The 11,919-nt window shown below is 47.7% G+C and carries 11 protein-coding genes; 9 read left to right on the forward strand and 2 right to left on the reverse strand.

Annotated elements, in window-relative coordinates:
• The first annotated feature begins 24 nt into the window (after positions 1-24).
• From pth to FMS18_RS07955, 6 genes are all read left to right on the forward strand, one after another.
• Positions 25-642 carry an aminoacyl-tRNA hydrolase gene (pth, locus tag FMS18_RS07930; protein WP_163293213.1) on the forward strand — a complete coding sequence of 206 codons (618 nt, stop codon included), beginning with the start codon at positions 25-27 and terminating at the stop codon, positions 640-642.
• 216 nt (positions 643-858) lie between these two features.
• Positions 859-1,374, forward strand: a complete 516-nt coding sequence (locus FMS18_RS07935; protein ID WP_163293214.1) for a CarD family transcriptional regulator — start codon at positions 859-861, stop codon at positions 1,372-1,374.
• A 334-nt stretch (positions 1,375-1,708) separates the two neighbouring features.
• Positions 1,709-2,983: a transcription termination factor Rho gene (gene rho, locus FMS18_RS07940; protein WP_163293215.1), complete on the forward strand. Its 1,275-nt coding sequence runs from the start codon at positions 1,709-1,711 to the stop codon at positions 2,981-2,983.
• Between the two features lie 153 nt (positions 2,984-3,136).
• Positions 3,137-4,600 carry a M48 family metallopeptidase gene (locus FMS18_RS07945; RefSeq protein WP_239060985.1) on the forward strand — a complete coding sequence of 488 codons (1,464 nt, stop codon included), beginning with the start codon at positions 3,137-3,139 and terminating at the stop codon, positions 4,598-4,600.
• 66 nt (positions 4,601-4,666) lie between these two features.
• The gene (locus FMS18_RS07950) at positions 4,667-5,650 is read left to right on the forward strand and encodes a bifunctional riboflavin kinase/FAD synthetase (protein ID WP_163293216.1); all 984 of its coding nucleotides are present in this window, start codon (positions 4,667-4,669) and stop codon (positions 5,648-5,650) included.
• Positions 5,650-7,467: a chloride channel protein gene (locus tag FMS18_RS07955; protein WP_163293217.1), complete on the forward strand. Its 1,818-nt coding sequence runs from the start codon at positions 5,650-5,652 to the stop codon at positions 7,465-7,467. The genes FMS18_RS07950 and FMS18_RS07955 overlap by 1 nt, the downstream gene beginning before the upstream one ends.
• A 46-nt stretch (positions 7,468-7,513) precedes the next feature.
• Here the strand turns inward: FMS18_RS07955 and FMS18_RS07960 are convergent, their stop codons facing one another.
• Both FMS18_RS07960 and FMS18_RS07965 read right to left on the reverse strand, forming a co-directional pair.
• Complete coding sequence (locus FMS18_RS07960; RefSeq protein WP_163293218.1) at positions 7,514-8,224, reverse strand: hypothetical protein; 711 nt, start codon at positions 8,222-8,224, stop codon at positions 7,514-7,516.
• Positions 8,200-8,589, reverse strand: a complete 390-nt coding sequence (locus FMS18_RS07965; protein WP_163293219.1) for a hypothetical protein — start codon at positions 8,587-8,589, stop codon at positions 8,200-8,202. The genes FMS18_RS07960 and FMS18_RS07965 overlap by 25 nt, the downstream gene beginning before the upstream one ends.
• Before the next feature lie 251 nt (positions 8,590-8,840).
• On the opposite strand from FMS18_RS07965, the gene hslV reads away from it, so the two are divergent.
• The 3 genes from hslV to FMS18_RS07980 all read left to right on the forward strand — a co-directional run bounded on the left by hslV (position 8,841) and on the right by FMS18_RS07980 (position 11,705).
• On the forward strand, positions 8,841-9,380 hold the full coding sequence (gene hslV, locus FMS18_RS07970; RefSeq protein ID WP_136673931.1) for an ATP-dependent protease subunit HslV: 540 nt from the start codon (positions 8,841-8,843) through the stop codon (positions 9,378-9,380).
• A gap of 17 nt (positions 9,381-9,397) precedes the next feature.
• Complete coding sequence (gene hslU, locus FMS18_RS07975) at positions 9,398-10,774, forward strand: ATP-dependent protease ATPase subunit HslU (RefSeq protein ID WP_163293221.1); 1,377 nt, start codon at positions 9,398-9,400, stop codon at positions 10,772-10,774.
• Positions 10,775-10,958: 184 nt separating this feature from the next.
• Positions 10,959-11,705, forward strand: coding sequence for a lipopolysaccharide assembly protein LapB (locus FMS18_RS07980; protein ID WP_163293223.1), 747 nt, complete (start codon positions 10,959-10,961; stop codon positions 11,703-11,705).
• Positions 11,706-11,919: the final 214 nt, after the last annotated feature.

Genomic DNA, 11,919 nt, shown 5'->3' on the forward strand with positions numbered 1-11,919 from the left:
GTTTGTTAAGCAGGGATAATTATCATGGAATACAAAGCACTCATTACAGGACTGGGTAACCCCGGACCGCAATATGCCAAAACCAGACACAATATTGGTTTTATGGCTGTTGATGCTTTGGCTGAAATGGCTGCATCCCGCAAGAACATGCGTTATAAGGAAATGGATATATCCGGTGATTTCGAACTATTCAGCGTGAATATGGCCGGAAACAATGTGCTGGTGACAAAGCCTCTCACTTACATGAACCTGAGCGGTAAAGCAGTTGCGGCCATATGCGGAAAATTCTCCATCCCGGTATCGAACGTTTTCGTCATCCACGATGAACTGGACCTTCCCTGCGGAAGAATGAAGTTCAAAAAGGGTGGCGGTAACAATGGACACCGGGGTTTGGAATCAATTCAGGAGAAACTGGGATCACCTAACTTCTTCAGAATCAGGGTAGGCATAGGCCGCCCGGAATTCTCCGCACAAGTGAAAGATTACGTTCTGGAAGAATTCACCTCCCGAGAACTTGAGACTGCTCAGGAGATGACTCAAGCAGCCATCAAAGGATTGAACCTGCACTTCAGGCGGGGACAAGGAACAGCCACACAATTCATGAACAGCTTCATGCCTGATGTTCCTGAAACCGAACCATAGACTATTTTTCACAATTCAGTTATAATAATTTTTCGTAGCAATTCCCTCTATAAGAAAATAAAATCAATAAGAGGGTAAAAGAAATTGGAAGGGCCTGTAACCCGTTTTCAGCTAATCCTGAATTCCACGTAATCGCGCCATCACCAAACCGGAGTATTCCCGGAAATTCGCATTGACCCTTCCAAACATTTCTTTAGTAAGTCCAAGGAGCCATGAGTGTTTGAGCTAGAGCAGTTGGTAGTCTATCCTTCGCAGGGAGTAGGCAAAGTAGAACGTATTGAAAGTCAGGAAATCGGCGGAGCAACTGCCGAGTTTTATATTGTCCGCATTTTAAGTAACAATGTTACGCTCATGGTTCCGGTCATGAATGCTCACAACGTAGGTTTGCGCTCAGTTTGTGACAAGGACGCGGGCATGGAGATTTTCGAAAGTCTCAAGGACAGATCTGATTTTACCGGATACACCGGACAGAACTGGAACAGACGCTACCGTGAGTATTCCGAAAAGCTTAAAAGCGGAGATCTCCATGACGTAGCATATGTTCTCAAGGAGCTTTTCCTGATCGGAAGGGATAAAGAACTCTCCTTTGGTGAACGCAGACTGCTGGAACAGGCTATGGGTCTGGTTTCAATGGAACTTTCCTTCGCTCTCGGCCTTGATCAGGAAGAAATCAAGGAAGAGATAAATGCACTTTTCATTGACGTTCTGGAAAAACAGGAAGAGGAATCCTAAAAATCCTGTTCAAACGACTTGTCATAAACGATTCTTTCAGTTAATGCCCTATGAGTTGCACGTTTTGGAGTTGCGTTAGTCCCTTTCCGGAACAACCTGTTTAGCAGCACCGCAATAAAACACTGCAACTAGGGTGGAGTAAGAATCAAATACGACCTAAAATCGTTGTATTCGAACAGAAAACAGCCCCTCGCTCAGGAAAATCCAATATAATTTTCATCATCCAGTTAAGGGTAAAGCATTGCAGGCAGTGCCTAATCGCGTTTTGCATGCATTACTATTGCTTTCCGTTAGCTTAATAATATTTTTAAACTTTTAAATCCGGTTATACAGTATGGGCCAAGACAAAAAAATAGAAAACCTGAACCTGACTGAACTTAAACAGAAGAAGATGTCTGATCTTATGGATCTGGCAGCTAAATTTAAAGTTGAAAACCCCAGCGGCATGCGCAAGCAGGAACTGATCTTCGCTCTGCTTCAGGGTTGCGCCTCCCAGAATGGCCAGATTTACGGCGAAGGTGTTCTGGAAGTCCTTCCCGACGGTTTTGGTTTCCTGCGCTCCCCGACCTACAGCTACATGCCCGGACCGGACGATATTTACGTTTCTCCTTCCCAGATCAGAAGATTCGGTCTGAGAAAAGGTGACATCATCTCCGGGCAGATCCGTCCTCCCAAAGAAGGCGAACGCTATTTCGCCCTGCTCAGGGTGAATGAGATCGGGCTCGAAGCTCCGGAACATTCCAGAAATCTGGTACTGTTCGACAACCTCACCCCCGTATACCCGGACAACCGTTTTAAAATGGAAAACGGTCCCAAAAATTTCAGCTCCCGGGTAATCGATATTCTTTCCCCCATCGGACGCGGCCAGCGTGCATTGCTCGTGGCACCGCCCCGTACAGGTAAGACAATGATGTTGCAGAACATCGCAAACTCCATCAACGCCAACCATCCTGACGTAGACCTCATCGTTCTGCTCATCGACGAACGCCCTGAAGAAGTTACCGACATGGCCAGAACTGTTAAGGCCGAAGTGGTAAGCTCCACTTTTGATGAACCTCCGCAGCGTCATGTTCAGGTTACCGAGATGGTCCTTGAAAAGGCGAAGCGCCTTGTTGAGCGTAAGCGTGACGTTGTCATCCTGCTTGACTCCATCACCCGCCTCGGCCGTGCCTACAACGCCGTAACCCCTTCCTCCGGCAGGGTTCTTTCCGGCGGTCTGGACGCAAATGCCATGCAGCGCCCCAAAAGATTTTTCGGCGCAGCCCGTAACATCGAAGAAGGCGGCAGCCTGACCATCATCGCCACCGCACTCATCGATACCGGCTCACGCATGGACGAAGTCATCTTCGAAGAGTTCAAGGGAACCGGTAACATGGACCTCTACCTTGACCGCAAACTCGCCGAAAAACGTGTATTCCCGGCTATCGACATCAACCGTTCCGGCACACGTAAAGAAGAACTCCTTCTTGATGACGGCGTACTCAACAAGGTCTGGATTCTGCGCAAGCTGCTTGCCCCCATGAACTCCATCGATTCCATGGAATTCCTGCTGGATAAGATGAAAGGCACCAAAAACAACGAAGAATTCTTCGATATGATGGGCAAATAATCAGCCCATCCCATAAAGAATTATTAACCCCGTGAGTTCTGCTCACGGGGTTTTCTTTTTGCTTCCTTTCTTTACAACCAGCCATTCAAAACTTACTCTCTTCCTAATAAATCGAAATAATCAACATCATCTCTAAATCAAATAGATTTCAGCATGCTTATCAGAAACAAAATCATCCTCCAGACCACATCATTAATACTGATCTTTTTTTTCAGTTTATGGATGACTCCGCAGGCCACAGCAAATTCTCTTTTTGGCGATTTTACGGTCAAAGACGAGATCAGGCTTGGTAAAGAATTCGACAAAATGGTTCGCAGCCGCCTTCCGGTTATTCTTGATCCTCAGATCGACGGTTATGTAAAGAACCTTGTGGACCGTATAGCCAAACATATTCCGCCCCAGCCGTTTCCCATCAAGGCCACAGTCATCCGCAACAATGCTATGAACGCCTTCGCTGTTCCGGGCGGGTATGTCTATGTTTACACAGGACTTATTCTGAACATGAAACATGAGGCAGAGCTTGCAGCGGTAATCGGTCACGAACTTGCCCACGTATCCCTGCGGCATGTGGCCCGGCGCATGGAAAAAATGAAGATGGTCAGCTTTGCCAGCATGCTCGGCACTCTGGCCGGAATGCTGGTCGGTATTGCCGGGGGAGGCAGCAATATGGGCAACCTAGGTTCAGCCATTGCCATGGGTTCCATGGGCGGTGCCAAGAGCGCATACCTGAACTACACTCAGGAAAATGAACGTGAGGCCGATCATCTGGGTATGAACTACCTTGTTGCCGCAGGCTATAATCCCGAAAGCATGGTTGATGGATTCAAGGTTATGAAACAACGCCAGTGGCATATCAGCAACACCAATATCCCGACCTACCTTTCCACTCACCCCGGACTGGATTCACGTATCGGTTATCTTGAAGACCGCTTTAAGCGCATGCCCCCGGAATATTTCAAACGCAAAAACGATGACGCCGCATTCTTCAAAGTTCAGACCCTGATCCGGGCAAGGTTAACCTCACCGGACGTTGCCCTTGCTCATTATCTGGCAATCCCTGAGAATAAAAGGACCTGTCTGGATCATCTTGGCTTGGGAATTGTTTATTCACGCACGAAAAAGTATAAATTAGCGGAACAGGAATTTAATAAGGCACGCGCCCTCTGCCCCAGCGACACCCTGATTTTAAGGGAACAGGGCCGCTTCTACTTTACCATTGGTAAGATGGATAAAGCCTCACCCTTGCTGCGCGAAGCATATTTACGAAATCCCCGTGATGTTATGGCCCTGTTTTTCATTGCCCGTATTGAAGGCGTGCGTAAAAATTACAAACAGGCCATTCTGACCATGCGCAGGGTTGCGGAAATGGTCCCCCATGATCAGGAGATCCATTACCATCTAGGACGGATGCTCGGGGAATCCGGCCACTATTTTCAAGCCCACGCCCAACTGGCATACGCAGCCTTATATGGACATGACATTAAACAGGCCCAGTTTCACCTTAAAAAGGCCGAAGGATTAGCAAAAACCAAAAAACAACGTGCAGAACTGAAAAAACTACAGGAAACAATCAACCCGAAACCGCCCGAGGAAGAGGGCAAGGGAAAGCTTGAATGATGCGGGCTTTTGAGGTAACGGTTTTCGTTTCCAAAATTCTATCTCCAAATAAAAAGTGAAGCGAACATGATCATCGCAAAATCAATAGATGAAATAATCAAGCCTGAACAAGGCGCATGCGTAACAATCGGAAACTTCGACGGGGTCCACAAAGGCCACCAGAAGCTTATCAGCAGCACCTGCAAAAAGGCTCGGGCCAACGGCCTTGCCAGCGTGGTTGTAACCTTTGACCCCCATCCGCTGCGGGTGCTGGTGAACAGCAAAACCCCGCCCTTTATCACCCTGACCTCACAGAAACTTGAGCTGATAGCCCTGCACAAGCCGGACATAATTCTGGCCCTGAATTTCACCAAGGAAATGGCCGCCCTTTCCCCTGAAGAATTTATCAAACAATACCTCATCAACCCACTGGGCATGAAAGAGATGGTGGTCGGCTACGATTATGCTCTGGGCAAAGGCCGTAGCGGCAACTATGAAACTCTTTTGGAACTGGGCCGGAAATACAAATACGGTATTGAGCGGCTCGACCCGGTAATCATCAACGATGCAGTGGTCAGTTCCTCTCGTATCCGCGACTTGGTCAGTGAAGGTAATGTCTGGGATGTGCGTCCGCTGCTGGGCCGTTTCTATCAGGTCCGAGGTGAAGTTGTGCACGGCATGAACAGAGGCGGAAGACTGCTCGGTTTCCCCACAGCCAACATCAAACTCGAAGATGAACTTTTCCCCAAAAAAGGAGTCTACGCCATCCGCGTGGAAGTTGAAGGTAAAGTCCTGCCCGGTGTTGCCAACATCGGCAAGAACCCCACCTTCGGCAATGAAGCCCTTTCCGTAGAAGCACATATTCTTGATTTTTCAGAAGATATTTACGGCAAGGACATTCGCGTCCACTTCATCCAGCGCATCCGTTCTGAAAAAAAATTCAACGGACTGGACGAACTCAAGGAACGGATCGGCATTGATATCAACCTTGCCCGCGAAATTCTTTCCTACCCTGAATCACAGGTCCGTCCCGGCCTGCATCTGAGCGAATCAGAATCAGGAGCAGAGTAATGAGCCCGTTTCTCAATGTGCATATGTGGAAAGACCTCGTCCGTTCCTACCGCAATGTCAGTCATTTCCGCTGGCTTGTTCTCGGTGTTGTGGTCGGTATACTTTCCGGCATCGTGGCCGTACTCTTTTTCGGTGCAGTAGAAGTGGGCAAACACTTTTTCATGAACCAACTGGCAGGACTTTCTCTGCCCGCCCCCGAAGGGGAAGAGCTTTTTCACGGCCCTCCCGGCGAACAGCTGCGCACCTGGACCATCCCCCTCTGCCTGACCATTGTCGGGCTGATTACCGGGTGGCTGGTCAACAAATATATTCCTGAAACCATTTCCGGCGGTACTGACGGTACTGATGCGACCATCAAATGTTTCCATCAGGGTGGTGGACTCATGAAGCCCATCGTGCCCATCATCAAAGGGATAAGTTCAGTTTTCACCATCTCCTGCGGTGGTAGTGCCGGTCGTGAAGGTCCCATCACCCAGATGGGAGCCGGGGTCGGTTCATGGCTGGCCCAGAAGCTGAAATTATCCACCAAAGAACGCCGCATCCTGCTCCTTTCCGGCGCAGCAGGCGGTCTAGGCGCAATCTTTCGTGCCCCTCTGGGCGGCGCACTGACCGCCATCGAAGTAATCTATCGCGAGGATTTTGAATCTGAGGCTATCCTGCCTTCAGTCATCTCTTCAGTGGTATCCTATTCCCTGTTCACACTTTTCTACGGCACAGAGCCGATCTTCGGTATTCCGCGCTTTGTTTTCCACGATCCGCGGGAACTGATCTTCTACATCGCGCTGGCCTTTGCCTGTACTTTTGCAGGCTGGATGTACATCCGCACTTTCCGGTTCGTCAAATACTCAGTATTCAACCAGATCAGGGACCGGGTCGGCCTCATGTGGGCCACGGCTCTCGGCGGACTGATGATGGGACTCATGGGTATGTTCTTCCCGCAGGTCCTCACCGGAGGCTACGGCTGGCTGGAAATGGCCATCATGGGTGAAATCCCGCTCATGATGATGATCGCTATCGTCATCGGCAAGACCGTCGCCACATCCATGACCATCGGTTCGGGAATGTCCGGCGGTATGTTCGCGCCCGCGCTTTTCGTAGGCGGCATGTCCGGCGGTATCGTAGGTCAGCTTGCCGGAAAATATTACCCGGATATCGTCACCCAGCCCGGTGGTTACGTACTGGTCGGCATGGCAGCATTTTTCGCCGGGGTGGCAAAAGCCCCCATCGGCCCGCTGATCATGGTCTGCGAACTGACACAGGGCTACGGATTGCTGGCTCCGCTCATGCTCGCCTCCGCGCTGTGCATCGTGCTGGGACGCAGTTTCTCCCTCTATGAGCATCAGGTGGAAAGTAAATTCGATTCCCCGGCCCACATTGAGGATAAGACCATCAATATCCTTGAAGGCTTACACGTGGATACCCATTACAAACCGGGCCGCGTAACCACACTCGAAGAAGGGACCACGCTCAAGGCATTGACCGATATCATCGCCAACACCAACGAGCTATACTTCCCGGTCAAAAATGACGAAGGAATCATCACCGGAATCCTGACCATCCAGAATGTCAGGAACCATCTCTTCAACCCGGACCTCTTCGACCTCATCCTCACCAAGGATCTGGCCACCAAGCCCGCCACACTTAAAGCGGGTGACGATCTCTACACAGCCCTGCTCCAATTCGTAGACAGCGACTACGGTCAGATTCCGGTTGTAAGCGAGGACGATCCCAACAAGATCATCGGGATCATCAACAGGGAGAATGTGTTCCGCGCTTATGCCAAGGCTGTTAAGGAGTTGCGGGAAGCTGCGGAGTAAGGATTGGACTCTCTATTAGTAAGACAGAAAAAATCTCCCTCTCGCATTATGCGGGAGGGAGATTTTTTTTATGCTGCGCTATCTTCTTTTTATTTCTACTACTGCTACTTAACTTAATAACCTCATCATAAGCCTTAGGCCAGTCAATAGTATTAAGATACGCAAAATCTTTAACCATAGATAACACTCTGCCAGTGGCTGTCTCGGACTTCGCTTTTATACATAAATAATTAATTCCTGAGTCAACAATTTTAAAGATAAGCATTGGATCCTGACCTACAAATTCCATCGAAATCAATTTTGCTATCTTTTTCTCCTTATATTCACGTGATAATTTATAAGTATTAAGGACTTCTTGAATAATACCAGAGGACAAACAAAAGGTGTGGTACGGAGTACGCGAGACAGAATTGCAATTAATAACCATACGCACATCACCATTTTTATCTTGAAACATTGTGGTGCATCCTGCAACTTTCAACGCTTTAAAATCTTGCACAGTCCCTACTGGTCTTGATAATCCCGTAACCCCTTTTGCAACAGGACACCATCTATTGGCCCAATCAGAATATTCATCAATAAGGACCTCGAATACTTTACACTCTGGAGATTCAACATAAAGATCAGTATGTTTTCCTAAAGTAAGTAAATGCGCTTCATTTCCTTGAAACAATACAAACACAAGATTATCATTAGTTATTTTATTATATCCTATATGGTAGTGCCTTACCCCTAATCCTGATGCCATAAAATCCAATATAAACTTCCCATTTCTATCAATATACCCAAGTGTATTCCTCGTGATAAACGTTCAGCTACAGGTAAGGATGAGTCATTTAACTGGCTATTTCCACACCTTAAAAACTTAACTAACAAATTAAATTTATCCAGAAGAACTTCATCTTTTACATTCCTAAGTTGGTCTTTTATCGCATTTGAGAAAATAACGACATGAGGACGAGGAGGAGTTTTAGCCTCAAGATTTCTACTCATTATAGCCAACGCACCATTTAATCCCCCATCAAACAATGAAAGCTCTTTCTCGGAAAGAACCTGACTAGCGATGCTCGCGATGTAATGTTCAAGGCTATTAATCAATTCTTTTTCAATCTTCTTTTTCACTACCTTTCACTCCTAAAACAAGAACTCATACCGCATGGCTAAATCCACAAACGGGTTTATAGATAACAGTAAATATCACCAACAGACAAGAACCTCCCCATCCCCCCTTGCCATCCCCCCCACAAGTATTATGTTCTGGTAACGCAAAATTTCACGCCGCTATCAATGAATATCCCACGGCGTAATTATTGAATTCATAAACAAATTGAACTCAATCCGTCATATTGAAATAGATGAATCAGGAGATAAATATGGAAATGAGAGGAACAACCATTCTGGCCGTTAAGGACGATAAAGGCACTGCCATGATCGGTGACGGTCAGGTCACTATGGGACAGGCTGTGGTGATGAAACATTCCGCGGTCAAAGTCCGTACCCTTTACAATGATCAGGTTATCGCCGGATTCGCCGGGGCAACCGCTGATGCATTTACCCTTTTTGAACGCTTTGAAAAGAAACTCAAAACCTACTCCGGCAACCTTGTTCGTTCCGCCGTTGAAATGGCAACTGACTGGCGTACAGATAAATTCCTGCGCAAACTGGAAGCCATGATCATGGTTGCTGACGCCGAGCACATCCTCATCATCAGCGGTAACGGCGATGTTATCGAACCTGACGATGGTGTTGCAGCTATCGGTTCCGGCGGTTCCTACGCTCTTTCCGCAGCCCGTGCGCTCATGCGCAACACTGAGATGCCTGCTGCGGAGATCGCGCAGAAATCCATGGAAATAGCCAGTGAAATCTGCGTTTATACCAATGACCACTTTGTTCTCAAAACCCTTGAAAAATAAAAGTCGCGAGCCTGAAAATGAGCAATCTTACACCTAGAGAAATCGTTTCTGAACTGGATAAATTTATCATCGGCCAGTCCGATGCCAAACGGATGGTCGCCATTGCCATGCGTAACCGCTGGCGCCGTCAGCAGCTTCCGCCGGAACTGCGCGACGAAATCGCACCCAAAAACATCATCATGATGGGGCCTACCGGCGTTGGTAAAACTGAAATCGCCCGCCGTCTGGCTAAGCTTGCCAAATGTCCTTTCTTCAAAGTCGAAGCCACCAAATTTACCGAGGTTGGTTATGTGGGCCGCGATGTTGAATCCATGGTCCGCGACCTGATGGAGATCGGCATCAGCCTTGTACGCAAAGAAGAAATGGAGAAGGTCAAAGTCAAGGCAGAAAAGCACGCAGAAGATGCCCTGCTCGACATCCTGCTGCCCTCCTCCAAGCCCAAACAGCCCGGAATGGGATTCTTCAATCCTGCCGCGCCGGAAGAACAGCAGCAGGAACAGCCCACAGCGGACCAGTCCTCCACCCGTGAGAAATTCCGCAAAATGTGGCGCGAAGGCAAGCTCGACGAGCGTGAAGTGGAAATCGAAGTTTCTGTACAGGGCGGCGGCGTGGAAATCATGTCCATGCCCGGTATGGAAGACATGGGCATGCAGGTCAATGACATGATCGGCAAGATGTTTCCCAACAAAACTAAAACACGCAAGGTCAACATTCGCGAAGCTTACGAAATCCTCATCCAGCAGGAATCCGACAAGCTCATCGATATGGACAACGTGGCAGAACTGGCCCGTGAACGAGTTGAACAGGGCGGTATCCTCTTCCTTGATGAAATTGACAAAGTTGCCGGAAACAAGGAAGGCGGCGGCTCTGCCAATGTTTCCCGCGAAGGCGTACAGCGCGATCTGCTGCCCGTGGTTGAAGGCTGCGTGGTCAACACCAAATACGGCATGGTTAAGACCGACCACATTCTGTTCATCTCCGCAGGTGCATTCAGCTACGCCAAACCCTCGGACCTGATCCCCGAGCTTCAAGGCCGTTTCCCCCTGCGTGTGGAACTGACCTCCCTTGATAAAGACGACTTCTACCGCATCCTTACCGAACCGCAGAACGCCCTGACAGTTCAGTACAAGGCCCTGCTGGAAACAGAAAACCTGAACATCGACTTCAGCCGCGAAGCCCTTGAAGAAGTGGCCTTCAATGCCCAGAAATTCAATGAGGAAACTGAAAATATCGGAGCCAGAAGACTTTACACCATCATGGAAAAGATTCTCTCCGACCTTTCCTTTGAAGCTCCTGACCGTTCCGGTGATTCAATTGTTATTGACAAAGAATATGTTCAGGAACAACTGCAAGATGTAACAGAAGACAGAGATCTCTCACGTTATATTTTGTAACAGCTATTATATCTGGATATAATCAACATTAAAGCGGGACAATTGTAACATTGTCCCGCTTTTTTACTGTTTTTTAAAATTGAGGGCCGGGCGGATATGTGCTATATGTCCAAGGCACTTCAGGCCAATACAATTTAACTAATATATTCTAACACATAGTAACACCCCAATTACAGCTAAAAGCATGACTAAAAGCAAAACTCCCCTGCCCAAAATAAAGGGCACTTTTTCCACTAAGCTAATACAGGAAATCGGGACCGGAACGACCAAAAGAAAAGTCATCCAGTCTTTCCTGTACTTTGCAGAGGAAAAGGACAATGGGGAAGTCGGCTTACGCGTACTCAATGAAAACAACGTTCCCACCGGGGAAGAACAGATTATCAGCAAGGAAGAACTGCTGGAATCATTTACCCCGGAGGTTGAGCTATATACATCCACAGTATTTCCAGCCATCCAAAAACTGAACAAATCCCTTGCCAAGGCCGACCGTCAGCGCAAAGAGGGCAACACTTTCACAGCTGAGATGGAATACGGCAAGGCCCTTAATATTGATGAAGAAAACATCAGAGCCAACTTCGGCATAGGCCTATGCTACCTTGACCGCAATGAAGCTGAGAAAGCCACAGACATTTTCAGCAGATTGATTGATCTTGATGCCGCATTTGAAAGCGAGCACAAACATCTATTTAATGATTTCGGCATATCCCTGCGTAAAAACAAGATGTTTGACAAGGCTGTTAATTTTTATTCCAGAGCGGTGGGGTTAACCAATGATGACGAGAACCTTTATTTCAATATAGCCCGCTGCTTGTATGAAAAAAACGATCTCAAAGAGGCTCTTAAAAACGCTGAGAAATGTCTGGAAATCAATCCTGACTCAAACCCCGCAAAGAAACTTAAGAATTACCTGAGTAAAAAAATTTCCGGCTGATCCAAATTTCCAATTCATAGCAATAAGTCGAGCTTTATCGATAGCCAGAGTCCTTCTTAATTCAATATTAAGAAGGACTTTTTTTCCTCTTCTGAACACACTGTCAGCTAACAAACCCTTGATATTGCTTAATACAAACTTTAGGCACGCCCCTTGCTTAAGTACAGGTGACCGGATTTTTATTCCGGGCCACAGGTTAAACAGGTGCAGGCGG

It is taken from the genome of Desulfovibrio sp. JC022, assembly GCF_010470665.1.
Lineage (GTDB): Bacteria > Desulfobacterota > Desulfovibrionia > Desulfovibrionales > Desulfovibrionaceae > Maridesulfovibrio.

Bases quoted from the DNA above. Each gene is read 5' to 3' on its own strand.
- pth (WP_163293213.1), top strand. From the start codon at position 25: ATGGAATACAAAGCACTCATTACAGGACTGGGTAACCCCGGACCGCAA.
- rho (WP_163293215.1), top strand. From the start codon at position 1,709: ATGGGCCAAGACAAAAAAATAGAAAACCTGAACCTGACTGAACTTAAA.
- FMS18_RS07945 (WP_239060985.1), top strand. From the start codon at position 3,137: ATGCTTATCAGAAACAAAATCATCCTCCAGACCACATCATTAATACTG.
- FMS18_RS07950 (WP_163293216.1), top strand. From the start codon at position 4,667: ATGATCATCGCAAAATCAATAGATGAAATAATCAAGCCTGAACAAGGC.
- FMS18_RS07955 (WP_163293217.1), top strand. From the start codon at position 5,650: ATGAGCCCGTTTCTCAATGTGCATATGTGGAAAGACCTCGTCCGTTCC.
- hslV (WP_136673931.1), top strand. From the start codon at position 8,841: ATGGAAATGAGAGGAACAACCATTCTGGCCGTTAAGGACGATAAAGGC.
- hslU (WP_163293221.1), top strand. From the start codon at position 9,398: ATGAGCAATCTTACACCTAGAGAAATCGTTTCTGAACTGGATAAATTT.
- FMS18_RS07980 (WP_163293223.1), top strand. From the start codon at position 10,959: ATGACTAAAAGCAAAACTCCCCTGCCCAAAATAAAGGGCACTTTTTCC.